Annotated in this window: 33 protein-coding genes, 20 tRNA genes and 1 pseudogene; 45 read left to right on the plus strand and 9 right to left on the minus strand. The window is 33.9% G+C overall.

The window, feature by feature from the left end:
* From ACQV2T_RS06460 to ACQV2T_RS06555, 20 genes are all read left to right on the plus strand, one after another.
* A tRNA-Val gene (locus ACQV2T_RS06460) sits at positions 1 to 70 on the plus strand.
* Positions 71 to 75: 5 nt separating this feature from the next.
* Positions 76 to 148: transfer RNA gene (locus ACQV2T_RS06465), tRNA-Lys, on the plus strand.
* Between the two features lie 35 nt (positions 149 to 183).
* Positions 184 to 265 (plus strand) — tRNA-Leu (locus ACQV2T_RS06470).
* A gap of 52 nt (positions 266 to 317) precedes the next feature.
* Positions 318 to 390 (plus strand) — tRNA-Thr (locus ACQV2T_RS06475).
* 5 nt (positions 391 to 395) lie between these two features.
* Positions 396 to 467: transfer RNA gene (locus tag ACQV2T_RS06480), tRNA-Gly, on the plus strand.
* Between the two features lie 27 nt (positions 468 to 494).
* Positions 495 to 580: transfer RNA gene (locus ACQV2T_RS06485), tRNA-Leu, on the plus strand.
* Positions 581 to 611: 31 nt separating this feature from the next.
* A tRNA-Arg gene (locus ACQV2T_RS06490) sits at positions 612 to 685 on the plus strand.
* A gap of 11 nt (positions 686 to 696) precedes the next feature.
* Positions 697 to 770, plus strand: a tRNA-Pro gene (locus ACQV2T_RS06495).
* Between the two features lie 17 nt (positions 771 to 787).
* A tRNA-Ala gene (locus ACQV2T_RS06500) sits at positions 788 to 860 on the plus strand.
* Between the two features lie 7 nt (positions 861 to 867).
* Positions 868 to 941, plus strand: a tRNA-Met gene (locus ACQV2T_RS06505).
* Positions 942 to 950: 9 nt separating this feature from the next.
* A tRNA-Ile gene (locus ACQV2T_RS06510) sits at positions 951 to 1,024 on the plus strand.
* 31 nt (positions 1,025 to 1,055) lie between these two features.
* A tRNA-Ser gene (locus ACQV2T_RS06515) sits at positions 1,056 to 1,145 on the plus strand.
* A 10-nt stretch (positions 1,146 to 1,155) separates the two neighbouring features.
* Positions 1,156 to 1,226: transfer RNA gene (locus tag ACQV2T_RS06520), tRNA-Gly, on the plus strand.
* Between the two features lie 11 nt (positions 1,227 to 1,237).
* Positions 1,238 to 1,311: transfer RNA gene (locus ACQV2T_RS06525), tRNA-Ile, on the plus strand.
* Between the two features lie 35 nt (positions 1,312 to 1,346).
* A tRNA-Ser gene (locus ACQV2T_RS06530) sits at positions 1,347 to 1,436 on the plus strand.
* A gap of 35 nt (positions 1,437 to 1,471) precedes the next feature.
* Positions 1,472 to 1,543: transfer RNA gene (locus tag ACQV2T_RS06535), tRNA-Glu, on the plus strand.
* A gap of 12 nt (positions 1,544 to 1,555) precedes the next feature.
* Positions 1,556 to 1,645: transfer RNA gene (locus tag ACQV2T_RS06540), tRNA-Ser, on the plus strand.
* A 12-nt stretch (positions 1,646 to 1,657) separates the two neighbouring features.
* Positions 1,658 to 1,730 (plus strand) — tRNA-Met (locus ACQV2T_RS06545).
* A gap of 19 nt (positions 1,731 to 1,749) precedes the next feature.
* Positions 1,750 to 1,822, plus strand: a tRNA-Asp gene (locus ACQV2T_RS06550).
* Between the two features lie 7 nt (positions 1,823 to 1,829).
* A tRNA-Gly gene (locus ACQV2T_RS06555) sits at positions 1,830 to 1,900 on the plus strand.
* A gap of 141 nt (positions 1,901 to 2,041) precedes the next feature.
* On the opposite strand, the gene ACQV2T_RS06560 is transcribed toward ACQV2T_RS06555, so the two are convergent.
* Positions 2,042 to 2,410: a transposase gene (locus ACQV2T_RS06560; protein ID WP_428892893.1), complete on the minus strand. Its 369-nt coding sequence runs from the start codon at positions 2,408 to 2,410 to the stop codon at positions 2,042 to 2,044.
* A gap of 55 nt (positions 2,411 to 2,465) precedes the next feature.
* Between ACQV2T_RS06560 and ACQV2T_RS06565 the strand changes: the two are divergent.
* Positions 2,466 to 2,548, plus strand: a pseudogene (locus ACQV2T_RS06565) (IS3 family transposase); the annotation flags it as partial.
* 77 nt (positions 2,549 to 2,625) lie between these two features.
* On the opposite strand, the gene ACQV2T_RS06570 reads toward ACQV2T_RS06565, so the two are convergent.
* The 7 genes from ACQV2T_RS06570 to ACQV2T_RS06600 form a co-directional block, all read right to left on the minus strand.
* The gene (locus tag ACQV2T_RS06570) at positions 2,626 to 3,429 is read right to left on the minus strand and encodes a hypothetical protein (RefSeq protein ID WP_428874328.1); all 804 of its coding nucleotides are present in this window, start codon (positions 3,427 to 3,429) and stop codon (positions 2,626 to 2,628) included.
* A gap of 137 nt (positions 3,430 to 3,566) precedes the next feature.
* Positions 3,567 to 4,661: a site-specific integrase gene (locus ACQV2T_RS06575; protein ID WP_428893377.1), complete on the minus strand. Its 1,095-nt coding sequence runs from the start codon at positions 4,659 to 4,661 to the stop codon at positions 3,567 to 3,569.
* Positions 4,662 to 4,893: 232 nt separating this feature from the next.
* Entirely contained in the window at positions 4,894 to 6,027 is a 1,134-nt protein-coding gene (locus tag ACQV2T_RS06580) for a Fic family protein (RefSeq protein ID WP_428893378.1), read from the minus strand.
* 132 nt (positions 6,028 to 6,159) lie between these two features.
* Positions 6,160 to 6,978, minus strand: coding sequence for an HIRAN domain-containing protein (locus tag ACQV2T_RS06585; RefSeq protein ID WP_428893379.1), 819 nt, complete (start codon positions 6,976 to 6,978; stop codon positions 6,160 to 6,162).
* 66 nt (positions 6,979 to 7,044) lie between these two features.
* Complete coding sequence (locus ACQV2T_RS06590; RefSeq protein ID WP_428893380.1) at positions 7,045 to 7,545, minus strand: membrane lipoprotein lipid attachment site-containing protein; 501 nt, start codon at positions 7,543 to 7,545, stop codon at positions 7,045 to 7,047.
* On the minus strand, positions 7,542 to 7,943 hold the full coding sequence (locus ACQV2T_RS06595) for an ImmA/IrrE family metallo-endopeptidase (RefSeq protein WP_428893381.1): 402 nt from the start codon (positions 7,941 to 7,943) through the stop codon (positions 7,542 to 7,544). Before ACQV2T_RS06595 ends, ACQV2T_RS06590 begins: the two co-directional genes overlap by 4 nt.
* Positions 7,944 to 7,955: 12 nt before the next feature.
* On the minus strand, positions 7,956 to 8,276 hold the full coding sequence (locus tag ACQV2T_RS06600) for a helix-turn-helix domain-containing protein (RefSeq protein ID WP_428893382.1): 321 nt from the start codon (positions 8,274 to 8,276) through the stop codon (positions 7,956 to 7,958).
* 300 nt (positions 8,277 to 8,576) lie between these two features.
* On the opposite strand from ACQV2T_RS06600, the gene ACQV2T_RS06605 reads away from it, so the two are divergent.
* A complete protein-coding gene (locus ACQV2T_RS06605) occupies positions 8,577 to 8,717 on the plus strand; it encodes a hypothetical protein (protein WP_428893383.1) in 141 nt (46 codons plus the stop codon).
* Here the strand turns inward: ACQV2T_RS06605 and ACQV2T_RS06610 are convergent, their stop codons facing one another.
* Positions 8,718 to 8,930: a hypothetical protein gene (locus tag ACQV2T_RS06610; protein ID WP_428893384.1), complete on the minus strand. Its 213-nt coding sequence runs from the start codon at positions 8,928 to 8,930 to the stop codon at positions 8,718 to 8,720. It abuts the gene before it with no gap.
* Between the two features lie 62 nt (positions 8,931 to 8,992).
* On the opposite strand from ACQV2T_RS06610, the gene ACQV2T_RS06615 reads away from it, so the two are divergent.
* The 23 genes from ACQV2T_RS06615 to ACQV2T_RS06725 all read left to right on the plus strand — a co-directional run bounded on the left by ACQV2T_RS06615 (position 8,993) and on the right by ACQV2T_RS06725 (position 26,741).
* Positions 8,993 to 9,184, plus strand: a complete 192-nt coding sequence (locus tag ACQV2T_RS06615; RefSeq protein WP_428882014.1) for a hypothetical protein — start codon at positions 8,993 to 8,995, stop codon at positions 9,182 to 9,184.
* A gap of 130 nt (positions 9,185 to 9,314) precedes the next feature.
* Complete coding sequence (locus tag ACQV2T_RS06620) at positions 9,315 to 9,545, plus strand: hypothetical protein (protein ID WP_428893385.1); 231 nt, start codon at positions 9,315 to 9,317, stop codon at positions 9,543 to 9,545.
* Positions 9,546 to 9,557: 12 nt separating this feature from the next.
* Positions 9,558 to 9,731, plus strand: coding sequence for a hypothetical protein (locus ACQV2T_RS06625; protein ID WP_428893386.1), 174 nt, complete (start codon positions 9,558 to 9,560; stop codon positions 9,729 to 9,731).
* Positions 9,721 to 9,939, plus strand: a complete 219-nt coding sequence (locus tag ACQV2T_RS06630) for a hypothetical protein (RefSeq protein WP_428893387.1) — start codon at positions 9,721 to 9,723, stop codon at positions 9,937 to 9,939. The genes ACQV2T_RS06625 and ACQV2T_RS06630 overlap by 11 nt, the downstream gene beginning before the upstream one ends.
* A 37-nt stretch (positions 9,940 to 9,976) precedes the next feature.
* On the plus strand, positions 9,977 to 11,218 hold the full coding sequence (locus tag ACQV2T_RS06635; protein WP_428893389.1) for an SNF2-related protein: 1,242 nt from the start codon (positions 9,977 to 9,979) through the stop codon (positions 11,216 to 11,218).
* Between the two features lie 5 nt (positions 11,219 to 11,223).
* Entirely contained in the window at positions 11,224 to 11,523 is a 300-nt protein-coding gene (locus tag ACQV2T_RS06640) for a hypothetical protein (protein WP_428893390.1), read from the plus strand.
* Positions 11,524 to 11,710: 187 nt separating this feature from the next.
* Positions 11,711 to 11,929 (plus strand): helix-turn-helix domain-containing protein, encoded by a 219-nt coding sequence (locus tag ACQV2T_RS06645; RefSeq protein WP_428893391.1) that lies wholly within the window; start codon positions 11,711 to 11,713, stop codon positions 11,927 to 11,929.
* Positions 11,926 to 12,267, plus strand: a complete 342-nt coding sequence (locus ACQV2T_RS06650) for a hypothetical protein (protein WP_428893392.1) — start codon at positions 11,926 to 11,928, stop codon at positions 12,265 to 12,267. The genes ACQV2T_RS06645 and ACQV2T_RS06650 overlap by 4 nt, the downstream gene beginning before the upstream one ends.
* The gene (locus ACQV2T_RS06655) at positions 12,251 to 12,475 is read left to right on the plus strand and encodes a YozE family protein (RefSeq protein ID WP_428893393.1); all 225 of its coding nucleotides are present in this window, start codon (positions 12,251 to 12,253) and stop codon (positions 12,473 to 12,475) included. The genes ACQV2T_RS06650 and ACQV2T_RS06655 overlap by 17 nt, the downstream gene beginning before the upstream one ends.
* Positions 12,472 to 14,289 (plus strand): AAA family ATPase, encoded by a 1,818-nt coding sequence (locus ACQV2T_RS06660; RefSeq protein WP_428893394.1) that lies wholly within the window; start codon positions 12,472 to 12,474, stop codon positions 14,287 to 14,289. The genes ACQV2T_RS06655 and ACQV2T_RS06660 overlap by 4 nt, the downstream gene beginning before the upstream one ends.
* A 16-nt stretch (positions 14,290 to 14,305) precedes the next feature.
* Positions 14,306 to 14,548 (plus strand): hypothetical protein, encoded by a 243-nt coding sequence (locus ACQV2T_RS06665; protein WP_428893395.1) that lies wholly within the window; start codon positions 14,306 to 14,308, stop codon positions 14,546 to 14,548.
* Positions 14,538 to 15,020, plus strand: a complete 483-nt coding sequence (locus ACQV2T_RS06670; RefSeq protein ID WP_428893396.1) for a DUF669 domain-containing protein — start codon at positions 14,538 to 14,540, stop codon at positions 15,018 to 15,020. Before ACQV2T_RS06665 ends, ACQV2T_RS06670 begins: the two co-directional genes overlap by 11 nt.
* Positions 15,021 to 15,075: 55 nt before the next feature.
* Positions 15,076 to 15,534, plus strand: coding sequence for a class I SAM-dependent methyltransferase (locus ACQV2T_RS06675; RefSeq protein WP_428893397.1), 459 nt, complete (start codon positions 15,076 to 15,078; stop codon positions 15,532 to 15,534).
* Between the two features lie 199 nt (positions 15,535 to 15,733).
* Positions 15,734 to 17,338 carry a hypothetical protein gene (locus ACQV2T_RS06680; RefSeq protein ID WP_428893398.1) on the plus strand — a complete coding sequence of 535 codons (1,605 nt, stop codon included), beginning with the start codon at positions 15,734 to 15,736 and terminating at the stop codon, positions 17,336 to 17,338.
* Between the two features lie 22 nt (positions 17,339 to 17,360).
* On the plus strand, positions 17,361 to 19,256 hold the full coding sequence (locus ACQV2T_RS06685) for a DNA primase family protein (protein WP_428893399.1): 1,896 nt from the start codon (positions 17,361 to 17,363) through the stop codon (positions 19,254 to 19,256).
* A 404-nt stretch (positions 19,257 to 19,660) separates the two neighbouring features.
* On the plus strand, positions 19,661 to 20,071 hold the full coding sequence (locus ACQV2T_RS06690; RefSeq protein WP_428893400.1) for a hypothetical protein: 411 nt from the start codon (positions 19,661 to 19,663) through the stop codon (positions 20,069 to 20,071).
* 316 nt (positions 20,072 to 20,387) lie between these two features.
* Positions 20,388 to 20,744 carry an HNH endonuclease gene (locus ACQV2T_RS06695; protein ID WP_428893401.1) on the plus strand — a complete coding sequence of 119 codons (357 nt, stop codon included), beginning with the start codon at positions 20,388 to 20,390 and terminating at the stop codon, positions 20,742 to 20,744.
* Positions 20,745 to 20,937: 193 nt separating this feature from the next.
* Positions 20,938 to 21,264, plus strand: a complete 327-nt coding sequence (locus tag ACQV2T_RS06700; RefSeq protein WP_428893402.1) for a P27 family phage terminase small subunit — start codon at positions 20,938 to 20,940, stop codon at positions 21,262 to 21,264.
* A complete protein-coding gene (locus ACQV2T_RS06705) occupies positions 21,261 to 22,910 on the plus strand; it encodes a terminase TerL endonuclease subunit (RefSeq protein ID WP_428893403.1) in 1,650 nt (549 codons plus the stop codon). The genes ACQV2T_RS06700 and ACQV2T_RS06705 overlap by 4 nt, the downstream gene beginning before the upstream one ends.
* A gap of 15 nt (positions 22,911 to 22,925) precedes the next feature.
* Entirely contained in the window at positions 22,926 to 23,405 is a 480-nt protein-coding gene (locus tag ACQV2T_RS06710; RefSeq protein WP_428893404.1) for a hypothetical protein, read from the plus strand.
* Positions 23,406 to 23,597: 192 nt separating this feature from the next.
* Positions 23,598 to 24,740: a phage portal protein gene (locus ACQV2T_RS06715; protein WP_428893405.1), complete on the plus strand. Its 1,143-nt coding sequence runs from the start codon at positions 23,598 to 23,600 to the stop codon at positions 24,738 to 24,740.
* Positions 24,741 to 24,777: 37 nt separating this feature from the next.
* On the plus strand, positions 24,778 to 25,566 hold the full coding sequence (locus tag ACQV2T_RS06720; RefSeq protein ID WP_428893406.1) for a head maturation protease, ClpP-related: 789 nt from the start codon (positions 24,778 to 24,780) through the stop codon (positions 25,564 to 25,566).
* On the plus strand, positions 25,566 to 26,741 hold the full coding sequence (locus ACQV2T_RS06725) for a phage major capsid protein (protein WP_428893407.1): 1,176 nt from the start codon (positions 25,566 to 25,568) through the stop codon (positions 26,739 to 26,741). The genes ACQV2T_RS06720 and ACQV2T_RS06725 overlap by 1 nt, the downstream gene beginning before the upstream one ends.
* Positions 26,742 to 26,750: the final 9 nt, after the last annotated feature.

Genomic DNA, 26,750 nt, shown 5'->3' on the forward strand with positions numbered 1-26,750 from the left:
GAATTAGCTCAGCTGGGAGAGCGTCTGCCTTACAAGCAGGATGTCGGCGGTTCGATCCCGTCATTCCCCACTCTTGACTCGTTAGCTCAGTCGGTAGAGCAACTGACTTTTAATCAGTGGGTCGCAGGTTCGAATCCTGCACGGGTCATATTCCTAAATGGAAACATCAAGGAATTTTAATTTGCGGGTGTGGCGGAATTGGCAGACGCACCAGATTTAGGATCTGGCGCCTTCGGGCGTGGGGGTTCAAGTCCCTTCACCCGCACTTGCATTTTGATCACTTATGATTTATAATTGGAAATCCTAAGTTATATTATGCCGGCTTAGCTCAGTTGGTAGAGCATCTGATTTGTAATCAGAGGGTCGAGGGTTCAAGTCCTTTAGCCGGCACTTTTGCGGAAGTAGTTCAGTGGTAGAACACCACCTTGCCAAGGTGGGGGTCGCGGGTTCGAACCCCGTCTTCCGCTTTGCCAAGATACATTTAGGCTTTTAAAGCCGGGGTGGCGGAATTGGCAGACGCACAGGACTTAAAATCCTGCGGTGAGTGATCACCGTGCCGGTTCGACTCCGGCCCTCGGCATTTCACTTTATTGTGAATGATAAAATATTTTGCACCCGTGGCTCAACTGGATAGAGTACCTGACTACGAATCAGGCGGTTGCAGGTTCGAATCCTGCCGGGTGTATTAGAGTAAAACGGGAAGTAGCTCAGCTTGGTAGAGCACTTGGTTTGGGACCAAGGGGTCGCAGGTTCGAATCCTGTCTTCCCGATTTGTTTATTCTTATATGGGGGATTAGCTCAGCTGGGAGAGCGCCTGCTTTGCACGCAGGAGGTCAGCGGTTCGATCCCGCTATTCTCCATTTTTTTGGCGGTGTAGCTCAGCTGGCTAGAGCGTCCGGTTCATACCCGGGAGGTCATGGGTTCGATCCCCTTCGCCGCTATCTAAGGCCGGACCTTTAGCTCAGGTGGTTAGAGCTCCCCGCTCATAACGGGGTGGTCGTAGGTTCGAGTCCTACAAGGTCCATTATGCATTATGGATTTTGCCATTGGTTAACGGAGGATTACCCAAGTTCGGCTGAAGGGAACGGTCTTGAAAACCGTCAGGCGTGTAAGAGCGCGCGTGGGTTCGAATCCCACATCCTCCTTTGAGAATATGCGGGTGTAGTTTAGTGGTAAAACCACAGCCTTCCAAGCTGTTGTCGGGAGTTCGATTCTCCTCACCCGCTTTATTGATAATGGGCCTGTAGCTCAGCTGGTTAGAGCGCACCCCTGATAAGGGTGAGGTCGGTGGTTCGAGTCCACTCAGGCCCATAGCAATAATTAATTGTTATTTTGAATTGGCTTATGGGGAAGTACTCAAGTGGCTGAAGAGGCGCCCCTGCTAAGGGTGTAGGTCGGTTTATACCGGCGCGAGGGTTCAAATCCCTCCTTCTCCGTTATTCTTATATACTTGCCAATGAGTTTTGATATTGGCCCGTTGGTCAAGCGGTTAAGACACCGCCCTTTCACGGCGGTAACACGGGTTCGAGTCCCGTACGGGTCATTACAATTTAATGGAGGATTACCCAAGTCCGGCTGAAGGGAACGGTCTTGAAAACCGTCAGGCGTGTAAAAGCGCGCGTGGGTTCGAATCCCACATCCTCCTTTTTAATATTATCGCGGGGTGGAGAAGCTGGCATCTCGTCGGGCTCATAACCCGAAGGTCGTAGGTTCGAATCCTACCCCCGCAATTTTTTTACTTTTTATCTTGGTCCGGTGGTGTAGGGGTTAACATGCTTGCCTGTCACGCAGGAGATCGCGGGTTCAAATCCCGTCCGGACCGTATACTTGCGGGTGTAGTTTAGTGGTAAAACCACAGCCTTCCAAGCTGTTGTCGGGAGTTCGATTCTCCTCACCCGCTTACTCAGACTCTAAAGTCTTTTTTATGTCTAAAAAGAGTTTCTTTCTATTTTACTAATCCCCCCTAATTCCGTATCCGGATTAAGGGGGTTTTAGTCTCTATGGGCTCTATGTCCAATAGGGTTGATGCTATCCAAGGAGATTAAGCAATTAACGGTTGCTTGGTCTCCTTTTCTTTTCTTCCTGACACATATAATCTTGATATTAAAAGAATTCTATTTTTGAAATGGGAGTCGTTTTTATAGCCATAAGCATGGCGTTTAAGCACTTTAATCGTGTTATTAATCCCTTCAATAGGGCCATTAGTCAGTGTGTGATAATGAAAGGTATTCTTAATGTATTGTTTAAACTTAGTAACTATTCTTAAGACTCTCTTAAGCCTTGGTGCAAGCGATTGATTTGAAGGCTGATAAAGGGTAGTCATAAACATTAGAGGGTCTGAGTGATCGAGGGAGAAACGAAGGTCTTGGACCACACGATAGACGTCTTTAAGGACTTCTAAAACAAGCAATCTATTATAGAGAAAGGTTGAAAGTATTGAAGAATGAGCTGAAACGATTTAAGGATATATTGAATGTTACAAGCATTAAGAATTAAACTAAAATTAAACGGCTTGTCTCCTATCCGATACAGGTTACAAGCCGCTTAAAGATTATTTGATTAAAGTGACGTATTTATGGGTTCAGTACATTTTAAAAATAGAAGGGGGTTTTCTTTTTTTTTACTCTAAAATAAATAACTAAGACTATAAAAAACAATGAAAATTATACTTATAGCACCCTGATAATTCAGCTTGTTTTGAATACGGTGATGTTTCTTGACAGGGATTAAGCTTGGTAAGTAAATAGCAAGTGTAACTACAAAGAATAGAATTTGAACGAGGTAGAAAGACTGAGTGGGTAGTGAGGTGTAAACTCCTGTAATACTCGCTAGTACTAGCATTGAAAAGACTATGTATGTAATCTTTACGGGTATTTTTCTTTCAAGTATCTTAAAATTATATATTCCTTTAAGAAACTGCTGATTTATTTCTAAAGCTGTCATCAATATAATAAGGGGTATAAAAGATATCATTGCTTTATTGTTTAAAGTATTCGCCTGTGAATAGTAGGCGATAATATTTAGTAAAAAGCCAGTAAAATAACTATTTAATAGTATATGATAAATGGTCTTAACTAAAGGGACAAATTGGTACTGAACCACTATTATGATAATGTATATAATTAACAAAATATTTATAATGTAGTGCTGGTTTATCATAAAGAACAAAGCGGCTGTCAGCAAGCCTATTAATAAAAGATAGTATATAATAGGTGATTTAGCCTTGGGATCTTTTAAAATATGATGATAATAATTGTAATGGTTAGTCATATTGCTTAAGATAACAACTAGTGCTAAAAGCCCAAGATCTAACCAGTCGACTTGCTTCACTGAATAAATAGCGGTAGTTAGTCCAAAACCAATCCACGACAAAGGATAGCCTACTAACTGCATCAAAGGATGTTTAAGTATGTTATTAATTGTGTTCATTGAGTTTCCTTTCAAGAGGATTTTATAATTGAAATTGTTTCTATTAGTATTCTAAGGTATAATTTACAACGTTACAACCAAACCTCCTATACCACTGATACAGTAGGATTTAGAGATTATGATTTATATAAAAGGGGCTAAAAAGTGACCAACTTATTCAGTTTAACTTTCGCTTCCTCTTTTTGTTTTTTAGTAATATGAGTATATATTTCCAAAGTCGTTTTCACATCAGCGTGTCCTACACGATCCATGATGTACTTAATATCGAAATTATTTTCAACTAATAATGATATGTGGGTATGTCTCATGGTATGTGAAGTATAATCTTTGTTGACTTTCTTTATTTTATCATTTATTGGTGTCAAAAGCATTGGATTATTATTTCTGTTAGCAAATATTAAACGAGCTTCATTGCCAAAGCGCAATCGATTTAAGCTTATATTCTTATTAATTAACTCATTGATTCGATCGTTGGTCTGAATTACTCTGTTTGAATGTGGAGTTTTGGTAGTTCCTGCTTTTCTTTTCGAACGGGAATCGATGGATTTATTTATTGTTATTTCAGAACCGTTAAAATCGTCAATTGTGAGCGCTGTGACCTCTCCAAAGCGCATCCCTGTTAAAATCATCACCTCGATAAGATCCCCTTGTATTTCGTTTAATTCTTGGCGTATTTTAGCTAATTCCCCTGGCAAGTCTTTGCTATCTATGAACTGTATTGACTTTCTTTTTTTTATTGGTTTAACTTTTAAAGTAGAAAATTCTAAATTGTAAGTATAATCGTGATAGACAGACATATACTTAAAACAACCACTAATTAATAGCTTCACTCGATTTGTGATTTGAGCACACTTGTTTTGTTCGTACTGTATATCGTCTAGTAATTTTTGAATATCAAGAATAGTTATTTTATCAAGGTAGTAATCGTAAAGATCAGCAGTTTTTATATAGACATTGTAAGTTGACCGCATGTTTTCAGTTGTGGAAGGGGCCCAACGTTTCGTTTTGAATTCAAAGAATTCAGTAAAACAATCCTTGAATTTTAGATTTTTTGTCTCTATTGAAGTTTTCTTTTTAGCTATTTTGTTATTCAATAATTGTTGAGCTTTATTTTTAGCTTGAGCAGATTTGGAATTTAGAGTAACGCTTACACGTTTTCTTTTACCATTTTTTTCGTTGGAATACCACTCAACAAATTTATACTTCCCGTTGGGTAAATCTTCAACCCACATAGTCAATTCTCCTTTCATTTGGTATAATAGGGTACAGAAAAGACACCCTTTAATCAGGGGCTTTTCTGTATTTATCAAACAGTCATCGTTTTGCTTTGGTCGGCGGCGATGACTTTTTTTATAGTGAAGTAATTTTTGTTTTTTTTCGCTTACTATTTTCTTAGTGAAATAAAAGGCCATATACTTCACTAAGGTATTACTAAACGAAATATATGGTTGAATATTTCAATAACTAATCGATTATTTTCAACAATTGTGGACAATAATATGTTTTATTTCTTTTTGCATCATTAGTACTTAAAAACTTTGTTTCTGTTAACTTATTTAGTAAAGAATAAATTGTTCGATCACTAATATTTGTAATATGATTCGAAGCTTGTTTAGCGCTAAAAATTGGTGAAGAGAAAATGAAATCTAATAGTTCAATTCCTGATGCGGAATTTAGCGTTGGTATGACTTCAATTTTCATATATTCATAGAGATTAAGAATGTCTTTTGCTTTTTTTGTACTAATGTCCGCAGAGAAAATAACACCTTTTAAATAATACTTGATCCAAGAATTCCAATCTTTTTTTTGAGATATATTGGAAAGATTTGAAATATATAAAGAACGATCTTTTTCAAAATATGAACTCATATAAAATGTAGGATAAGGTAGTAATTCTCTATAGTAAAGAAATAAAGGAATTAATAAACGTCCAATTCTACCATTACCATCTTCAAATGGGTGAATCATTTCAAATTGAGCATGGATAATCGCTGATTGAAAAATCAAGTCAATATCATCAAGGTGAATATACTCCTCTAAATTTTGCATATATTCATTTGTCTTACTAGGCGGCACTGGGGTATATGATATTGACGAATTCCCTCCTATATAATTTTGAAAAACCTTGAATTCCCCAGGTCTCTTAGAACTTCCTCGAACGTTATTTAATAGAATTTTGTGCATGTCTTTAATTATTCTGGAAGACAAGGGCAATGTGTTAGTCTCACTTGAATTAATAGTACTAATATTATCTAAAGCAAAAAATAATGACCGTCTATAATTAAGAATTTCTTGAATTTCATCACTTTCAATATCGACTCTATTTCCTGCTTCAAAATTAAGGACATCTTCTAAAGTTGCATGTGTCCCCTCTAACTTAGAAGATAAAACAGCTTCTTGATTAATTATTGGTGAAATTAAAAGCATTGGATTAATAATCGAGTTTAAAAAACCTCTATAAGTGCCTATGGCCATGTTCGCTTTGGTTAATAATTGGATTGACTCAAGATCTGAAGTGAAAAAGTCATTATTTAAAGGGAGTTTCTCAGGAAAAAATGGCATAGGAGCATTTATAATTTTGTTATTGAAATTTTCCAATGTATTCCCTCCTTTTTGTTTTAAATTAAAAAAAGTTTATTTTTTTCTTTCAAAACAGTCACAATTTTACTCTTAAAATGGTGGGTTGTGGCTGTTTTAAGATTTTTATAATATACTTAACCTTTTCTTAAATCAGTTTTTGTATGATACCCATAGTGTCAACTTATATTTATGTTTAATAATTTCAATTTTCCCATCATAATTTAATTTTTTAAAGTTACCACCTCGAACTTCCGCATAAGCACGACAATCATATTTTTTTATTAAATCTAATATATATTGATTATCTTCTTTAGGAACATAACCTATCTTTTTATCTTTTCCACCTATTTCAGCGAAAACTGCGATTGCATTTTCATCATATTCATTATCAGGTTCAGGAATTAACTCTAGTTCAATTTCAAAAGGTTCGTATTCCCAAATGATATCAAACTCTAGCTCTTCCTTTAATTCTTTGCCTGAGAGTCCTTGATATTTTTCTAGCATTTCTTCTGAAATAGTTTGTTTAATCAGTCTCTTAATTAATGCTTCTCTATTTTCATAAGCTGTTCCGGTTATATAAGTAGAATATGAGTGATATTTACTTTTCGGTTTTATCTTAGTTTTTACAACAGGCTTAACTCCATGATATGACAGGGTAGCATCTGAAACATCCTTCTTAGGAACTGAAATATCATCTGAATGTAATGAAGTATCGTTAAGCTTACTTTCTGATTGTTTCGAATTCGGTGGATTCTGTAAGTCGGAAATATTCGTAGGCAAGCTTTTTTCTACTTTATGAATTTTATTATTTTTTATAAGTTTTTTAATAAAAAAACTATCACAGATAATTAGTAATATTAACAAAAGTAAAGAAACTATTTTCTCTTCACCGGTAATTAAATCAACTACTCCAACCATAATAATTCCAGTAATAATAAATATTAAAAAAGAATAAATTAATTTCTTCATCACAAAACCTCCGCTAAAAATATTTATAACCTTCACAGTCTTTTCTAAATTTCTTGGTCAATTATTTTAATATTTATAATCCGATAAAAATTTTATTGAATCTTCATCAAACCCAAAGTATAGAATAAAAGAATCATCTGCTAATCTTTGAGATCTAAGGCAAGAATCATTTTTTTTGGAAAAAAGATGAGTGTTATCATAGTTTTTTGGTTCCGAATGAGTTCCCATGTATTCAAACTCTTCTGTTATTGGATAATTAACATCTTTTAAAATTTCTTTTGCTTGGGAATAATCATCTGCTTTAATAAACATTACAGAAACTTTATCTTCTTTATTACCAAGTAACTGACAAGAGAGCTGACCGCATGAATTTTCTTTCCCCCTAACTACACCCACGACATTTGAGTTTAAATCAGTTTTAGTAGTTACTTTTAAATCTTCATTTCCTGGTAGAGTTAAGAAATACTCACTAGAGTTTTTGAATGAATTCTTGTCAAAAGTAGCAGAATTATTTGAACATCCAGCTAAAAATAAAATCATCCCAATCATAAATAACACTTTCTTCAATCTAATTCTCCTTTTACTCTATACATCTGGACAGCTTCTTCTGCGACTTCTTCAGTAATTCCAAACTCTTCAGCTAATTCGTATGGCATCACGCTCTCCTTTTTTACGATAAAATTTTTCAGCTTTTCAATGGGTACTAACTTCTTATATCCCCAATTCCTGGCCTTACGCTCCTCTTTACCATTAAATCTGTAATCGGTTATATCTTTAGGAGTAGAGGTCTTATAATGACCAATTTCTTCCGATAAAACACATATTGCTTTATCAAATGGCAAATCTTTATTTAAATATATCGTCTTATCACATATCAAGCCTGGAAGTTTATCAGGAATATTTTTATCGAACACAAATGTTAATTCATTATCAAATTCTGCTAACAGTTTTTCAAATGCATTCATACAATCACCCGCTTATCTTCTGTGTTTTGATTTTATAAATTCAATGTAATCTCTGATATCTTTCATCTCTTCTTCGGTAAAATCATCATCTATGTGAGCAGCTACTAAAAAATCGTCATCTTGATCTCCGTTAGCAACTTTAGGATTATCAGTCCTATTCATAATATAATCAACAGAAACATTAAAGAAATCAGCGACAGCTTTTACTTTATCGGCAGAAGGAGTGCTTGATCTCCAGTTGTATATAGCTTTATCTGCCCATCCCATCTTTTGTGCCAACTCAGTAATAGAAATACCCTTCTTATCGCATAAAAGTTTTATACGGTCAAACATTGAATTATCAACCTTTCTAGACCGTTACAAAAAGAAAAGTACAAAATAATGAACTTAAAGGTTGACCTTTTGTACAAAATATTATACTATTCTACTTGTAAGGTAATTCGTTACTAAATTTGTAAGTTATTTAAAAACATTATACGTTGGGGAACGGTGATGCGATTTATAAATAACGGTTATTTAGTACGCTTTTATAGTATAACATTTTATACTATTAGTCAACAAAAGTATTAAATTATAACAAATAAACTAACGAATTACCTTACTTATTAATTAAGTGAAAGGAGGAGTTAAGAAATGAATGAAGAAGCGTTAGAAAATTTTAAAGAAACTCGCTTCATACCTACTTATATAAAGTTGATTAAGTGGATGGTTGAAAACAACATAAAAAAAGAAGACCTCGCAATGGCGTGCAAGATCTTCTTACTAACGAAATAATTATTTTAAGAATGCTTCTCTAAAAGCTTTTTGTTGATCTTCGCTTTCTTGAATTTGTTTTTCAATAATTGGTTCATTATGTTTTACCGCTACATCAAAAGCAGCTTTGTAAAGTTCTAACGATTTAGTAGCTATTTCTTCAATGCTGCCATCGAAAGAATGAGCAGATACTACAGTTTTAGCAAACTTATGAGCATTAATTGTATCTTTCATATTTTCCCCTCCTTTCTAAAGGAGAGTATATCAAATTAATAATTAAGAAAGGAGCTGATTTAATGCCAGAAACAATAGAAGCAAGACAAAGGGTTTTAGATTATAAGGATGAAAACAAAATTTCTTATGAACAATTAGCTGTCATGACTGGTTACAGTAAGCCAGAAATATTTAATGCTTTAACTGGCAAGTCAAACACACCAAAATCCAATCAGATTATTCTGAAACTTATTCAGATGTTTGGACTGGCTTAGAAAGGAGTGAATTTTATGAAATGCCCAGCATGTCATAAAGAAATGGTGATCACGAATCAAACAGAAAAGACAAAGACGTTTTATTGTTCAATATGCAACAAAGTGAGGTCTAAAAGGAGGGAGGATAATCATGGAACTGACACCAATACCGACAGATGTTGCGTTTGCAACAACAACACAAAAACTCCCCGAGGTAATTATTGGATTAGGAAAACAACAAGCTGCTAGATACGTTTCAGAAATGTACGCAGATCCAGAATTTTCAGACGGGGTGATTAAACCGACGCAAAAAACAACGATAGTAATTATCTCTAGATTTATTGAATTCCTTAGAAAAATGGATGCAGAAAAATTTAAGTAAGGAGGAACGCAAATGAACATCAAACTAGAAGAAAACTGTGAACGATTAAAAAGAGAAAAAATGCAAAAAATGAAGAAAAGACAAGATAATATTCTTTACTTCGTTCTTACTTTTCTGTTTTTCTCCATTATCGCATGGCCATTTGTTTCGTTACTTTTTGAAGAGTTGGGGTGGTATGGTGGATAGAATTTTATTTCAAGCAATTTTATTAGACGAAGAATTGTGTGAGTTTTTACGGAAGCATTTTAATAGCGGTGGTTTTATTAGTAATCAGATTTATTTAACCGTTTATCGCGGGAAGAAAAGAGTCATTTCACGCGAACTGATGTTTAACCAGCTGGAAATGGAGTTTGAATCCCAAAAAGAAAAAGCCTCCGCTGCAACGGAAGCTTAGATTAAGAAATCTATAAAAATAGTATAACACAAGAGAGGTGATTGGAATTATTAAATTATTCCCCCACCAAGAGCAAGTGTTAAATGAGACTTATGAATTTGATCGTGTTGCATATTACTTAGATATGGGACTAGGCAAGACGTTTGTTGGCTCTCAGAAACTTTGGGAACTAAATACCCCATACAATATAGTGGTTTGTCAAAAGTCTCAAATAAACGATTGGGCAAATCATTTCAGACAACATTATGACTATGATGTTGTGATTTATGACAAGCCTAAAAAGGTAAAACCTGAGTCAATAATTATCATAAATTATGACAAGATTTGGCGCAGGCCTGAGTTGAAGAAAATTAAGCACTTCACATTGATGTTGGATGAAAGTTCATTGATCCAAAACGAAAAAACGAAGCGAACAAAATTCATTCTTAATCTTAAGCCCGACAATGTAATTCTTTTATCTGGAACACCTACTGGTGGGAAATATGAAAAATTATATAGTCAATTGAAGCTATTAGGTTGGGATATAAGTAAGACTCAATACATGAAACGATATGTTGATTTTAAACCCAACAAATACTGGGGTGGGATTAAAATTTTAGGTTATAAAAATGTAGATGAACTTAAAGAAAAGCTCAGGGAACATGGCGCTGTATTCATGAAGACAGAAGAAGTTTATGACTTGCCTGATCAAAATTATGTAAAAGTGAGATGTAACTTATCAAAAGAATACAAAGAATTTAATACCCATCACATTATCAATTATAAAAATCAACAAATTGTTGGTGACACAAGCGCTGTGGCCAGAATAAATTTAAGGCTTTTCGCAAGTGTTCGTAATAAGAATAAAATGGATCGTTTAAAAGATTTAATAGATTCAACGAATGATCGTTTGATTATCTTTTATAACTATAACGAAGAATTAGAAACACTAAAGAAACTTATCACTGACAGACCGTTAAGTTTTATCAAAGGTGGGTTAGTAGATAAAAAGAATTATGAAGAATGTGACGATAGTATCACGCTTGTACAGTATCAGGCAGGTAGTAAAGGACATAATCTACAAAAAGCAAACAAGATTATCTACTTAAGCCCACCAGACAGCGTTGAAAACTGGATGCAGAGCTTAAAAAGAGTTCACAGGATAGGTCAAGAAAGATCTGTGTTTTACTATCAGATGATAACTGATGACAGTATTGAGTATAAGATTTATAGCGCTCTTGAACGTGGTGTGGATTATACAAACGAATTATTTAAACAAGATTTCGATTGGGAGGAATAAATTATATGGAATTAACAGAATTGAATAAACAGGACTTAGCAATCGTTACTGAATTTTATGAGTTAGAAAGACAAATTAAAATTGTTAAAGAGAGACAAGCGTTACTTAGAGCAGATTTAGTCGATATCATGGAGGACTATAACGTCAAGAAATGGGAAAACGAGTATTTTAACATTACTTACGTTGAACCTACAACGAGAGAAAGCATTGATAGCTCACGATTAAAGAAAGAACTACCAGATGTAGCTGAAAAGTATAAGAAGACAAGTAATGTTAAAGCATCAGTGAGGGTAAAAATTAAATGAGATATTTAATAACTTTTTATTTTAAAGATGATACTTCTTTAACAGTTAAATCTAATAGCTATCCTCAATTATATGATTCAAACGGTTATACGTTTATTCAAGTTAAAGAACATGGTGGAGAAGAAGTAAACATAAACTTTTTCTACTGTAAGTACTATGAAGTTGAAGTTAATGAGCGTGATAAAAAATGAAAGAAGTAAACACTATTTTTAGTAAAAATTTCAAAAAATTTCGCGAAGATAACAATTTGACTCAAGAAGATATTGCTAAACAAGCAGGATTGTCAAGAAGTTATATAGCTGATCTAGAAAGGGGTAAACGATCACCAAGCTTAAATACTATAGATAAATTAATTAGAAAAACAAAAATACCTTTTAATTATCTATTTAAGGACCTGATTAAATGAAAGAATCAAAATTCCAAGAAGAAGTAATCAGTTACTTAAAATCAATCGATGCTTACATTATTAAATATTGGGGTGGAGGAGTTTTCACTAAAGAAGGTGTGCCTGATTTATTGGTTTGTATTAATGGGGAATTTCACGGTATTGAACTTAAAACAGATGTTGGTACTGAAAGTAAATTACAAGCCTATCACATGGACCAAATTAATCAATCAGGTGGTAAAGGTTATATATTAAGACCCACTAAATACAAAAAATTAAAATACGGTAATGAGTTTGATTATTACCAATTAGAATTCGAAGAATGGAAGGAGTGGTTAAAAAATGGTTCCAGATTTTAAAAACTGGGTTGTTAAGTTCAAACATGAAATAGGTCCAAAAGGGGATTTTGCTAAAGATGTCAGTAAAGATCCAAATTTCCCTTCTGGTGTTTCAAAAAGTGAAATTGAAAATTATTTATTAGATCATGGAGCATGTTTAGAAGTGATGGATATATTTTTGGGTTGCTGGGTTGAATATAAAGAATCTTGTGGGATGTGGTTTATTTGACACAGTATTCATACAGCCGTGTTGATTTATACGATCGATGTCCTTACCACTTTAAATTAAAGTATTTGGATAAGGCTAAAGAAATACCTGATTACAGTCCAACAAGTCCATTAATACTTGGTCATGCTATTCATAGTGGGATTGAAAAAGGAAGTACTGATTATGCAGTGAATGAATACATTAATGCCTATCCAATGATAACTGATGCACATATAAACGAGATTATAAAAATTGAGTATATGCTGCCTAAAGTGTTTGATTTTCTAAGTCAATTTGATGGGGCTGAGTTAATTCACGAATACGAAATTGACACAGAAGATTATAAAGGTTTTGTTGACTTAATCGTAAAAGACAAAGACCGGACGCTGGTCATTGACTTTAAGTATTCTAACAGCATTGAAGCTTATAAGAAATCTGGCCAGATGCATATCTATAAATATTATCTTGATCAAGCAGGCTTTAATGTAACTAACTTGGGTTTCTTATTCATTGAAAAAGTAAAAATTAAGTACAAAAAGAATGAGGATATTTATCAATTTAGAAAAAGATTACGTAATGAATTGGATAAAGCGAGAGTTACCTTTGTACCCATTGAATATGACGAGCGAAAGATCTTGGAGTTTGACTGGGCAATTGAAGCTATTGAAACAGATGAAACATGGGAGCGTAATCCTCATGGAGATTGTTTCGCATGTAATGCCATTGAAGCAAAAGAAAACGGACGATACACAGTACTAACACCACCGTTATACCTAAATTATTTACAAAATGAGAATGGAGAGATTATAGAAATGTTACCTAAAAATGAACGAAGAGATGTTACCAAAGTAAACAAACGCGTGCTCTGGATGTACGGCGCACCTTTTAGTGGAAAGACTTGGTTCGCTAATAGTTTCCCTGATGTCATCATGTTAAACACTGACGGGAATATTAAATTTGTGGATGCACCGTATGTAAGTATTGTTGAAAAAGTAGAAAAGAAAGGTCGTATCTTAGACACCACATTAGCTTGGGATGTATTAGAAGAAACAGTTATTGAACTACAAAAAGGAGATCATGAATTTAAAACAGTCGTTGTTGACTTAATTGAAGATGTCTATGAAGCTGCACGAATTAAAACTTATGAAGATCTTGGTATTGAACATGAATCTGACAATAGTTTTAAAGCGTGGGACATTGTCACTACTAAATTTCTAAATATGGTTAAACGAATAGCAAATTTACCAATGAAAAACATTATTTTTATCAGCCATGAAGATACCACTAAAGATGTTACTAAACGATCAGGCGATAAAATCACAAGTATTCAACCAAACTTAAGAGAAAAAGTAGCGCTTAAGTTAGCAGGCATGGTTGATATTGTAGGACGCGTGGTAACGGATGGTGACGAAAGAAAGCTTGTCTTTAAATCTAAGTCTTATGTATTCAGTGGAGGACGTATTCCTAACTTACCAGTAGATGAAATTGATCTTGATTATGACGAATTTATTGGTGTCTATGAAGAAGCGAATAAAGGACTGAAGAAAGCTAATACTACAGAAGAATCAGAAGAAGAGACGGAAGAAAAGCCAAAACGCAGTAGACGTAAGAAAGAGGAAGCGCCTGAACCAGAAGAAGTATCAAACGAAGTTGAGGAGGAAGAAGAAATAGAAGAAACAGCAGAGGAAGAAGCCGAGGAGGAGAAAAAACCTCGTCGCAGAAGAAGATCAAGATCCACAGACGATACACCTCCAGGAGAAGAAGAGGAAGAGGAAGAAACAGATGAAGTAGAAGAAGCACCTAAACGTAGAAGACGTCGTCGCTCACGTGATTAAAGAAAGGGAGATAAATATGAAAAGACAACTAAACACTAAAGAACAATGGTTTGCTGATAGCGAAGAAGAAGCGAATGCAATTGTAGAAGACGCTAAAGAAGAGTTTGGTGAAGATTTGATTGGTCATAGTATTCAATTGAAATCTAATAAGAATGGTGAGTATTACTTAGTAAAAATTGATATGAAGTACAACACACCAGCGGGCATTATGGAAACTGAAATGAATAAAGAAGAAGGAGAGAATTTAAATGGCAATTAATTGGGATAAATTTGATAAGATGGTTGATTTTGACGGTATTCAAAACAAAGTTGAAGAAGCAGCAGAAATGGGAGATTTCCCTGAAATACCATCAGGTAAGTATGAAGTAAAAGTTAATAGTATGGAACTTGGTCAATCCAAAAAGAAAGATGATGGTTCAGGTGGAGATCCAATGCTAAAAATTACTTTTGAAATCTTAGACGGTGAATTCAAAGGGTATAAATTATTTTACAATGGTGTGATGCAACCAGGTAACGAACGAGCGATTGGTTATCAAGTCCATAGTAACAATGAAATGTTACGGAGTCTCATTGATAGCGATGATGTATCATTCAAAAATTTTAGTCAATATGCAGAAGAAATTGATGCGATTGCTGAAGAGATCATTGAAGACGGTTGGGAATACATTATTGAGAAATCATTAACCAATACAGGTTATGACAAGTATGAAATTCTTGAAATTTTAGACTAAAAAATAAGGGAGATTTTATTCTCCCTTTTTAAATAGAAAGAAGGGGGTTTAATAAATGAAAATCCTTGATGCATGTTGTGGTTCAAGAATGTTTTGGTATGACAAAAACAATGAGAACACTATTTACCAGGATATTCGAAAGGAGATATTTGATATCCACAGGAAACATGTTGATGTTAATCCAGACATACTAGCCGATTTTAAAAACATGCCTTATACAGATAATGAATTCGATTTGGTTATATTTGACCCACCACATCTGAAATGGGCAGGACCAAACAGTGTAATGAAAGCACAATATGGCCAGCTAGATATTAATAACTGGCAAGATGACATTTCAAAAGGATTTGATGAATGCCTGAGAGTGCTAAAACCAACAGGAACACTTATTTTTAAATGGTCTGATTGCCAGATTCACATTAAAGAGGTACTGGCCAACATAAAACACAAACCTATCTTAGGAGATAAAAGAGGTAAGACAAGATGGTTAGTTTTTGTAAAGGAGGTCGATTAATGCACCTGCTATTACCGATAATAATGACAATTTTAGTAATACGAGCGATTTATAGAAAGGATGAGTTTGAGTGAAAAATAAACAAACTGATGAAGTTAAGATTATTAAAGTGAAAAAAACAATTCCCACAGTCATTGAATGGCAAGGAAGGAAGTATACATACAGACCTGACAATTTGTTTCAAGGAGGTAAAAAGTGATTGATTTTTTACAAGTTTACAGTCCAAAAGAATTCCTGGTATGCAGAAATAGCAATCACTCAAGAAAGAGTTGATTTTGTAACGAGTGATTCAGAAGAAATCATTAATCTCTACAATGATTATAAAGATGACTTATGGATAGCCTTCAACGGCAACAACTATGATCGTTTTATTTTAAAAAGTATCATAGCTGGTACTACCCCTTATGGAATTCACGAACATATAATGAGTGGCTTATCGGGATGGAGTTACAGTGAAACATTAAATTACATTCCCCTCAACTCTTTTGATGCAATGTTGAGTAGGCAGTACTCTTTAAAACAATTGACAGCTTTTCAAGGAAGAGAGGTTAAGGATTCAATTGAGGATTTGATGTATGTATTTGCCTATCAAGTCAATAGTTTCTTAACGAAGTTAGATTTATTGCTTGAGTTTAAACTACCTTTAAAGCATATGGATAAAACAGAAACACAACTGCTTTCATATATTTTAAGAGCAAAGAAAATAAATCGTTATGATGATTGGGAAATAACTATTTTAGATCATGAATTAGGAAAATATTCTCACATTAACGATTGGTATCTGAATGATGATGAAAGCTTAGAAGTAGAGGTAGCTGGTGTCCCCCATCGTTATGGATTAGGGGGTTTGCATGGAGCTAGAAAGAATTATATTGGTAAAGGTTTCTTTATCTTAGCTGACTGTAAATCAATGTATCCAACTATTATTGATAAATATAATTTCTTAAGTAGGAACGTGAGCTATCCTAAGAAATACAGCCAATTGTTGAAAGAAAGATTTAATCTTCAAAAGAAAAACGATTCAAAAGAATTAGTTTATAAATCTATTGTAAACAAAGGATTTGGAGCTTCAGGTGACCAATTTAGTTTAATGTATGATATGCGACAATATCACAATGTTGTTATCAATGGCCAATTATTTATGACCGATTTAATTGATAAATTAGATCCACACATTGAATTAATCCAAACGAACACCGACGGAGTGTTATTCAAAATAGATGAAAAAGATTTTGATTTAGTTGATAGTATCTGTGCAGAGTGGGAAGAACGAACAGGTTTGACACTAGCTTTTAAATACTATGATTATGTTTATCAAAAAGATGTTAATAACTATATTTTTATCGGAGATAACATTGAAGCAGCAGGAGCTTATGTGAAAGATTTAAATCTATTAGATAACGATTTGCCTATAATCAATAAAGCAATTAGAGAGTATTTTATTAATGGAGTAGACGTAAGTGAAACAATCAATAGATCTAATTCATTAATAGATTTTCAGCGAATCATTAAGGCAGAAACCATTGATTATGGTGGAGACTATCTATATGACAAAGTGTATCGGGTCTTTGCTGATAAATACGGTCAGTCTATCTTAAGAATTAATAAAGGCAAGAAAGTTAAGATAGGGAATATTCCTAACTTTTGCAGAATTGTAAATGAAGATATTGTAAACCAATCGGTACCTAGTTGGTTAAATAAACAATGGTACATTGATCTGGCCAATAAAAGGGTAAATGAATTCTTAGGAGTAAAAAACACTGTCAAGAATGACAGTGTAGTGGAGCAGGTTAGTTTTTGGTAGTTAATTTAGCTTAGAAAGCGAGGTGATTAACATCTCAATATACAAAGGATACCTCAAAGGTAATGGAAAGTCATCAGCTGTTGAATTCAAAGGTGACGATAGTGTACTGGTTAAATACAATACGGCCAGAAGATATGATAGTTTCGTGGGTATATTATCCGAAGATATGCTCATGTTAGATATTGATAGTCCCGAAGAATCAGATGTTTTGCTAGACATCATTGAAGATATGAAAATAAATTGTTCAATTTTAGAAACAACTAATGGTATTCATGTTTACTTTAAAACACCCGAAGATTTAAGGGCAAATAAAATTGATTGGTGGAGCCCATTAGGTATTCAAGTAACCATTAAACTTGGTTCCAGGAACACTGCCGATCCATTAAAAATAGATGGAGAGACACGATCCTGGTATCTAAAATCTAAGCGACATGACGAACTTCCCAAATGGTTATATCCAATGGTGAAGATTAATAAGAATCGTGATAATAATTATATTGACCAAATATCAGATGGAAGTCGTAATCAAGATTTATTTAATTATATCTTAAAACTTCAATCCGCGGAGTTGAGCAAGCAAGAAATTAAAGAAACAATCAATTTAGTAAATAAGTATATTTTAGATCATCCATTGGATCAGCGAGAGATTAATACGATTTTACGTGATGAAGCCTTTAAAAAAGAATCGTTCTTCAAAGGAAATCGTTTCTTACATGATAAGTTCGCTCAATTCTTAATCTCTGAATACAATATCATTCGCATCAAAGATGTTCTTCACATCTACAAAGAAGGTATCTACTCAAATAACATACATGACATTGAACGTGCAATGATACATGAAATCAGAAATCTTAAGAAGGCACAGCGGTCTGAAGTATTGGCATATCTTCAATTAGCGACAGATGATAAACCTTTATCTCCTCCTCATTTTATTGCCGTTAAAAATGGTATTTATGATTTAAGCAAAGATCGATTATTGCCTTTCAGTCCTGAAATTGTGATTAAGAATAAAGTTAATTGGAATTACAATCCTGCTGCTGAATGTCCGCCTGTCGATAAAGTTCTTAATAACGTGGCTGTCAAAGACAAACAAGTACGAAGAGTACTGGAAGAAATATTTGGTTATATTCTCTATCGAAGAAACGTTTTAAGAAAAACATTCTTACTTACAGGACACGGTCAAAATGGTAAATCTACCTATTTGAAGATGTTATTAAAGTTTGTAGGTGAAGAAAATAAGTCTGCATTGGATTTAAATGAATTATCAGAACGTTTTAAGACTGCTGAACTCTTTGGTAAATTAGCGAATATTGGTGACGATATTAGTAAGTTATATATTAAAGATTCATCAATGTTTAAGAAGTTATCAACGGGAGATACAGTTAACGCAGAACGTAAAGGGTTAGATCCGTTTGATTTTAATAACTATGCGAAGTTAATATTCTCAGCGAACGAACCGCCTCGTGTAAATGATAAGTCAGATGGAATTGTCAGTCGTTTATTGATAATACCTTTTAAAGCAAAGTTCACACCGCAAGATCCTGATTTTGATCCGCAGATTGAAGATAAGGTGACAAATCAAGACGCGATGGAATACTTATTAAAATTAGGGATTATTCGATTGAAAGAGATATTGGAACGCAAACACTTTACTCAATCGGATGTTATTCAAAAAGAATCAGATGCATACAATGAATACAACAATCCGTTATTGCGTTTCATTAAAGAAACAGAAATAGTTAATCGGCCTACTAAAGAAGTATTTATTGAATATGCTGCCTGGTGTGAAGAACTACAATTAAAACCGTTAGGCAGCACAGCATTTAGTAGAGAAATATGTCAGACATTAGACTTGGAAACTAAACAAATTAGAGATGGAAAGCGAAGAAAATCTGTATTTGTGTCATCAGATGATTAAAAAACAATCATTTTTTGGCAAATAACATGACAAATACCTATGGTTTTGGCAGGTTTGATGACAGAAATTTTGTCATCAACAACTAAAAACAAGTTATTTAAAGTGAATAAGTGGTGAATGTCTAAGATGTATCTTAGACAAAATAGCATATTTTAGTCATATCTTAGACATCTATAAAGGTTAATGTATCAACAATTACAATGTTTTGTCTAAGATGTCTAAGATGTTTTTCACTTCTTTAATAATTAAAAAAGAAAAAATATTTTTAGTATTAATAATAATATAAAGAAAATAGTACTTTATCTTAGACAAACACACTGCTATAGTGTCTTAAACATTATCATGTCAGCGTTCTTAAGTGTCTAAGATAGAAGAATAATCTTAGACAAACGAGGTGATAAAATTTGTTCGAATGGCTCGAAAGCTTTAAAGAAATAAAAAATAAGATAGAGTTCTATCAATTTCAACTAGAAGAATCAAAAGCTGAATTGAAGCGCTGGGTTGATGGAGATCTACAAAAGATTAAATTAGAATCAGAATCTCTATCCAGTAACTTAGAAGAAAACATTAAACGTTACACAAAAGAATTAGAAATTCTAAAAGACCGTCGGGATAAATTAACGAATTTAATTAAGGGCTTTGAAGATTTAGACTCTCAAATTTTAGTCATGAAATATATTGAGAAGAAATCATTGTTTGAAATCTCTGAAGACCTTGGATATTCCTATCAACATATCCGTGAAAAACATTCTCGATTAGTTCAGGCTATTAAATTAGCAGATAAGATTTCGATGGATGATTTGAGTGAGATATAAATTGTATGATGAATATACCTACAATGAACCTACACTACATCTTGCTATTCTATAGTATGATGGTAGTGAGCAAATTGTGATTGATTTGCTGACTCGTGCGACGACATTACCTCCTTTCGTTTCCACCCCAATATTATGGGGTGGTTTTAATTTATTAAATTTATTTTAGCGAATTTATTTTGAGGATTTATTTTTAGAATTTTATTCCAATAATTTATTCGCTAATTTATTTTGATTTAAAAATAGGAGTTAAATAATTAGTCGATTTGTTTTTAAGATTTGTTTTTCGATTTAAGAATGGAGGCATAGTGATCAGTTGGAGTTATCGAAAGACTTATTGAAAGAACTTCAGAGATTAGCAAGGCCTGATCTTCCTGTTCAAGACATCGACAAGAATCAATTCTATTGGTCGAGTGCTTGGCGTAAGTTGTCTCGCCGTATCAAGCAAAGAGACAACAATGAATGCCAAGTATGTAAGTCACAAGGGAAAGTAACTCTTGGAAGTAACAAGAAGAATGGCAAGATTTTGATCGTTCATCATATCAAACCAATTGAGTTCTATCCTTCACTAAGACTTGATGAGGATAATTTGTTAACTGTGTGTATCGATTGTCACAACGCAATACACTTTACATCAAGTGAAAGCATTGAGTGGGATGATGAATGGTGGTAATTGTTAAAAATGTTTTCTGTGAAGAAGGGGCCGTGCTGGCCTCCGTCCCCAACTTGTGAAACATTCCCCCTCAAAAAGTTTCACAAAATTTAAATCCTCTTATCAGCGGGCGGGTACTCTTCTCTGACAAAAAATCGATTTATCTTTAAATTTTTCCGCATACGGGGGTTATAAAGTTCTTGGAGGTGAAAAAATGGTTGTTTCTATTTCTAAACTAAAGAAAAACTTATTATCAAGAATTGATGAAGATGACTTATTTGAGGTTGAAAAAATTGATCGTTATTGTAGCTTGATTGCTTTATCTAGAAAGCTTGAGAAAGAAATTAGGAAAGAGGGAATAACAAAAACGACCGTTAACGCTTCTCAAGAATTTACCAAAGCTCATCCAGCGCTTTCTGAGTTAAAAAGTATAAACTCTCAAATAAATGCCACTGGTAAATCTATCAAATTCAAAAAAGTATTAAATGAAAAACCTAAAGTAGTATACGATAAGAAGCCAAAGAAGGTTAGCTTGTTGTGATAAGCCATCCTTATATTGATTATTATATAAACCAGTGGCAAAATGGAAAAATTAAACTAAATCAAGAGAGAATCGACCTAATCAATTATCTTGAAAGAGCTGTTCTTTCAAGAAACGACATTTGGTTTAATGAGTCTCAAATTGATGAATTTGTAAGGTTTGCTGAAAAATGGTTTTTTAAACTCGAACCCTTTCAAAAGTTCTTAATCAGTTTTGTGTTCCTTTACTTTAAGGATGGAACGTTAGTATTTGACATCTATTTTTGGACCATGGCACGTGGTGCAGGTAAGAACGGGCTAATCGCAGTTCTTTTGGCTTATTTTACTAGCTCTTTGCATGGTGTAAATGAGTATCATGCAGCGGTTGTTGCGAACTCAGAAACTCAAGCTAAGAAATCATTTATTGAAATTCATAATATGCTAAAAAGAAATCCAGAACTCACTGATAGACAAACGGGTGAATTTAAAAATGGATTAGCACAAATCTTAAACACAGAAACATACAGTACGATTGAATATCTAACAAGTAATCCAGATACCAAAGACTCGTTTGGTCATGGTGCGGTTATATTTGATGAAATTCATCGTTATAGTACTTATGAAATAATAGAGGTTTTAACAGACGGTCTTGGTAAAGTCCAACCACCTCGGACATTCTATATCTCTACAAACGGTTTTGTTAGAGATGGTGTTTACGATAAAGAGTTAGCGAAAGCTAGAGAAATATTAACTCATGAAACTCTACAAAGTAATATGTTCCCATGGATATGTACTTTAGATGAAAAAGAAGAAGTAGAAGATCCTGCTAATTGGGAAAAAGCGAACCCAATGTTCCACGAACCCATGAGCGATTATGCTCGTGGGCTTTTTCGAACTGTCCAGACGCAGTGGGGAGAAGTCCAACGTGGAGAAAGAAATAAACCGAAATGGCTCACTAAGCGGATGAACATCTCTGATGTAGAGATGGAGAGTTCAATTGCGACGCGTGAAGAAATTAAAGCCACCAATAGAGAGTTTCCTGATTTAAGCAAATGTACAGCAGTTGCTGGTCTTGACTTTGCGTCATTAAAAGATTTCGCTGCCGTTGGCTTATTGTTTGCAAATGATAATAACTATTACTGGATCAGTCATTCGTTTATTAGAAAAGGATTTTTAGATAATTATCATCTCAAAATTAGCAGTGAAATTCCTAAATGGGAAAAAGAAGGATTGCTCACAGTAGTAAATGAGCCAGTAATTAGTATCAGACATGTAGTTGATTGGTTAGTAATGATGCGAGAAATTTATGATTTCAATTTAGTTGTTGGTGATACCTACCGTATGGATCATGTAAGGCAAGGTTTAGAAAAAGCTGGATTCGAAGTTGAATTTATTCGTCGTACTAAATCAGTAGAAGCTCTAATCGCTCCTAAAATCGAAGTTATATTTGCACAAAAAAGACTTATTTGGGGTATGAATCCACTCATGAATTGGTATACTAATAATGTGTTTGTTAAACGTGATGCGTTTGGCAATATGCAATACCAAAAGAAAGATGAGAACCGTCGAAAAATTGATGGTTTCATGGCCATGTTCCATGCTTTCTTTAAAATTGATGAAATGGTGGAGAATGAACCGGAGGAGTTTGTGTTAAATGAATTTTGGTAAGGAGTGGATATAATTATGAATACAAATCAAATTAGTCTAAAAGAGGCATTTGAAATAGCCTGTTCAGTAAAACCTAAGTATACAGATTTACAAAAAGCGTACGAAGAAATATTTAGTAGTTATATATTAACTAAATTTTACTTACCAATTTTAACCATTAGTGAAATTGAAAATTTAAAAGAAAATATAGGCGGATATGTATATCACGAAGAACAAAATGATAGTAAATTCCATAAATTATTTTCAGGTTTGGCATTGCCAATACTTCTTTCAGCCTTAGCAAATTTTTCATCGCGGTATATAGTTTTAAATTATCTTTCAGAAGGATTATCTTCGTTAGAAATAGAAGTAATAATAACACTTTTATTTTCATTTATGTTTGTTATTTTACTAATAATTTGGCTAGCAATGTGGAAGCATGATAAGTCTAAAACTTATCGAAAAAATATTGAAAATTATAAAATATTAAATTTAATCTTAAATTATAAAAAGTAAGATCTCTCCTGGAGGTCTTTTTATTGTGTCCTGCCATAAGACATTAAACTGGGTAAATAACCCAAGGGAGGTGTTTGGATGTCTTTAGTATTTGTCCGTCAGTTAGGATTAAAGTAAGGAGCGTGATCCAACATCTCCCACGTCTGGGTTACGACGAATATTTAATAAAGGTGGTGGGTTAAGATTGGATTAATGACGTATATTAAACATATTTTTACTCCTGAAGAAAAAGGAACAGCAAACGTCCCTATATCTGAATGGACAGAACTTTATACTTTGTATAAGGAAACGCATTTAAAACAAGCAGCACTCGATACTGTTATCGGAAAAATAAAAAGTGCAGCAACTTTAGTTGATTTTAGATCAAGAGACAGCGCATTGAACTATTTATTTAATCATTCACCAAATGATAATATGAATTCAGTTGACTTTAAAACGAAATTAATTGAAAAATTATTATTAGAAGGTGAGTGCTTAGTTGTTCCTATTAATAATAAGTTGTATATTGCTGATTCATTTAACGTGTTTCGAAATAAAGAAATGGCACCATATCACTATAAGGATATTGTAATTGGTGAGTTAGCTTTAAATAAAACTTATTATGCGAATGAAGTTTTTCACTTTAAATATTTTAATGAGAAGTTAACGCTGTTCTTAAAACAGTTGGATGAATCTTACTCAACGCTTTTTAGTCGATTAGTAGACGTTCACATGAGAGAACAACAACTTAGACTATTTGCTCAGTTTAAATTTTTGAAGTCTTCAGATAAAAGCCAGGCAGAACAAATGGCTGAGTTTAAAAAATATTTATCGAATATTAAAGCTGAGATTGAAAAAGAATCAGTGGCTATCTTACCAAGGCAGTTAGACTATGATATTGAGGAACGTTCTCAATCGTTCTTAGGTAGATCAGTTACTGAACTAGGTGATTTAGAGAACATGTATGTTAAACAAGTTGCGAATGCTCTTCAAGTTCCGCCATTATTATTTAGTGGCGATTTAGCTGATATCAGTCAGCATAGAGAAGCGTTCGTACAATTTTGTATCAAACCCATTATTCAAATTATAGTTAATGAAGTGAATGCAAAGTACTTCACGGAAGCTGAGATTAAGGCTGATGATTTGTTGAAGTACAGCACGATTAATTTACTATATAATAGTGAGCTTGAAATGGGAAAAGATATAAGAACAATGATGGAGTCAGCGGTTTGGACCATTGATGATATTAATGAGTTGATGGGAAAACCTAGAGAAAATACTTCTTTAACTACTAGAAGGTTTATTACTAGGAACATGGCTCCATTAAATGACGATGGAAGCATGCAGATGAAATAATCTGCTATTTTTTATGAAAAATCTTGGAGGTGAGAGATTGAAAAGATGGGAAAAAATGAGGGCTCAAATTAAGCCTGAATTTAAAGCTGAGGTGTCTGAAGACAAAACAGTATTGTATTTGTCGGGGGATGTCGTAAGTAACGAATACGGTTGGCATGAAGACGATATCACACCTAAGAAAGTTAACAAAGCTTTGAATGAGTCCAAAGGCGAAGTTTTAATCAAGTTAAATTCTGGAGGTGGAGACTGTTTCGCAGGTGTAGAAATTTATAACTTATTAAAAGACTATCCTGGAAAGGTTATTGTTGAAATTACAGGGTTGTCAGCAAGTGCTGCTTCGATACTTTCGATGGGTGCCGATGAGATTATTATGCGCACAGGCTCAATGATGATGGTTCATCGCGCTTCAACCATCGTCTGGGGAAATAAGAACGCTTTATTAAAAGCGGCAGATATGATGGATAAAGTAGATTCTAGCATCGTGGATATTTACGCAGAAAGAATTGGTCTTGAAAAACAATTTATAACAGATTTATTGGATGAAGAAACTTGGATGACAGCAGAAGAAGCCGTTAAAGATGGATTCGCTGACAGAACAAAAGAAATCGTTAATGAAGATGAAATTGATATAGCTGCTAAGATTAATAATTCTGTTTGGACCCAAGAATTGATGGATGCTATGAATGATTTAGAAATCAGGTTAGCAAACAAGGTGACCGAAGTAATTGAAAATAAAATATTTAGCACCGATAAGAACGCTCAAAAGAATGAGGGTTCTATTTCTGTACCTAAAAACAAATTAAAGTTTATGAAAGAGGGAAAATAATGAATAAATTTTTTAATAAAGAAGAAGTAAAAAACGAATTCAAGGACATTATGAATGCAGAAGATACAACCGCAGATCAACAAGTTGAAGCCATTATGAATTATGCTGATACGATTACTGAAGCAGCGACTAAGCAAGTGAAAGAAGAATACGAAGAGTTACGTAATGTAACTGATAACAATATTTTAATGGCGCGTGGCATTCATATGCTAACGGGTGAAGAAACTAAATTCTATAACGAGGTTAAAAAATCTGGTGGAGATTTTAATGAACAAATCCTACCTGAGACCGTTATTGAACGTGTATTTGACGACTTGGAAGTAGATCGTCCATTATTAAAACTGATTAAATTCAAGCCAGGTATTGGACGTACTAAAATCATTACTGCTAAGCGGACTGGTTTTGCAGTATGGGGAAAATTACATAAAGATTTAGAAGGTCAATTAGATGCTATCTTTGGAGTGTCTGACCGTTCTCTTAATGCCTTAACTGCATACTTCATCATTTCTAATGACATTTTAGATATGGGACCGCGTTGGATGGACCGTTTCTTACGTATCTGCTTGAAAGAAGCTATAGCAGAGCAATGGGAAGCTAAGATTATTGCGGGGACAGGTGTGGGTCAACCAGTTGGGTTAATGAAAGATTTAGGAGCAGCTCGTGTTGATGGTAGTCCTTACGAAGACAAGAAATCGGCTGGCACATTAACCTTTAAAGATGCTCAAACTATGGTAACTGAGTTTACTGGTGTAATTAAAGCGTTATCTAAGTACGAATTAAAGGTTGGAGAGGAAACAGAAACTCGTTACAGAAATATCAATGGCAAAGTTAAACTGATTGTTAACCCAGAAAACTATGCAGATATTGTTGGGCGAGTTACTACTCAAAATGCAAATGGAGTATTCGTTTCTAACTTACCATTTATTTCTCAAGATTCAATTATTGTTTCAACTGAAATGCCAGTTAATAAATTAATTGCTTATGTGGATGGGCAATATGAAGCTTCAGCATCATTTAATAATCGGATTTACGTGTATGATGAAACATTCGCTATGAGACGTGCAAGATTATATGCCATTGACTTGTTAGGTGATGGACAACCTGTTGATAATTATGCAGCTCAAGTTTATGATCTTGCCATTGACAATGGAACAACAGTAGTTCCTGGAGAATAGGAGGAAATT

The organism is Facklamia sp. P13069 (assembly GCF_050409405.1).
Classification (GTDB): Bacteria; Bacillota; Bacilli; order Lactobacillales; family Aerococcaceae; genus Facklamia.

Bases quoted from the DNA above. Each gene is read 5' to 3' on its own strand.
- ACQV2T_RS06570 (WP_428874328.1), bottom strand. From the start codon at position 3,429: ATGAACACAATTAATAACATACTTAAACATCCTTTGATGCAGTTAGTA.
- ACQV2T_RS06575 (WP_428893377.1), bottom strand. From the start codon at position 4,661: ATGTGGGTTGAAGATTTACCCAACGGGAAGTATAAATTTGTTGAGTGG.
- ACQV2T_RS06585 (WP_428893379.1), bottom strand. From the start codon at position 6,978: ATGAAGAAATTAATTTATTCTTTTTTAATATTTATTATTACTGGAATT.
- ACQV2T_RS06595 (WP_428893381.1), bottom strand. From the start codon at position 7,943: ATGAATGCATTTGAAAAACTGTTAGCAGAATTTGATAATGAATTAACA.
- ACQV2T_RS06600 (WP_428893382.1), bottom strand. From the start codon at position 8,276: ATGTTTGACCGTATAAAACTTTTATGCGATAAGAAGGGTATTTCTATT.
- ACQV2T_RS06605 (WP_428893383.1), top strand. From the start codon at position 8,577: ATGAATGAAGAAGCGTTAGAAAATTTTAAAGAAACTCGCTTCATACCT.
- ACQV2T_RS06610 (WP_428893384.1), bottom strand. From the start codon at position 8,930: ATGAAAGATACAATTAATGCTCATAAGTTTGCTAAAACTGTAGTATCT.
- ACQV2T_RS06615 (WP_428882014.1), top strand. From the start codon at position 8,993: ATGCCAGAAACAATAGAAGCAAGACAAAGGGTTTTAGATTATAAGGAT.
- ACQV2T_RS06620 (WP_428893385.1), top strand. From the start codon at position 9,315: ATGGAACTGACACCAATACCGACAGATGTTGCGTTTGCAACAACAACA.
- ACQV2T_RS06625 (WP_428893386.1), top strand. From the start codon at position 9,558: ATGAACATCAAACTAGAAGAAAACTGTGAACGATTAAAAAGAGAAAAA.
- ACQV2T_RS06630 (WP_428893387.1), top strand. From the start codon at position 9,721: ATGGTGGATAGAATTTTATTTCAAGCAATTTTATTAGACGAAGAATTG.
- ACQV2T_RS06640 (WP_428893390.1), top strand. From the start codon at position 11,224: ATGGAATTAACAGAATTGAATAAACAGGACTTAGCAATCGTTACTGAA.
- ACQV2T_RS06645 (WP_428893391.1), top strand. From the start codon at position 11,711: ATGAAAGAAGTAAACACTATTTTTAGTAAAAATTTCAAAAAATTTCGC.
- ACQV2T_RS06650 (WP_428893392.1), top strand. From the start codon at position 11,926: ATGAAAGAATCAAAATTCCAAGAAGAAGTAATCAGTTACTTAAAATCA.
- ACQV2T_RS06655 (WP_428893393.1), top strand. From the start codon at position 12,251: ATGGTTCCAGATTTTAAAAACTGGGTTGTTAAGTTCAAACATGAAATA.
- ACQV2T_RS06665 (WP_428893395.1), top strand. From the start codon at position 14,306: ATGAAAAGACAACTAAACACTAAAGAACAATGGTTTGCTGATAGCGAA.
- ACQV2T_RS06670 (WP_428893396.1), top strand. From the start codon at position 14,538: ATGGCAATTAATTGGGATAAATTTGATAAGATGGTTGATTTTGACGGT.
- ACQV2T_RS06675 (WP_428893397.1), top strand. From the start codon at position 15,076: ATGAAAATCCTTGATGCATGTTGTGGTTCAAGAATGTTTTGGTATGAC.
- ACQV2T_RS06700 (WP_428893402.1), top strand. From the start codon at position 20,938: ATGGTTGTTTCTATTTCTAAACTAAAGAAAAACTTATTATCAAGAATT.
- ACQV2T_RS06710 (WP_428893404.1), top strand. From the start codon at position 22,926: ATGAATACAAATCAAATTAGTCTAAAAGAGGCATTTGAAATAGCCTGT.
- ACQV2T_RS06715 (WP_428893405.1), top strand. From the start codon at position 23,598: ATGACGTATATTAAACATATTTTTACTCCTGAAGAAAAAGGAACAGCA.
- ACQV2T_RS06725 (WP_428893407.1), top strand. From the start codon at position 25,566: ATGAATAAATTTTTTAATAAAGAAGAAGTAAAAAACGAATTCAAGGAC.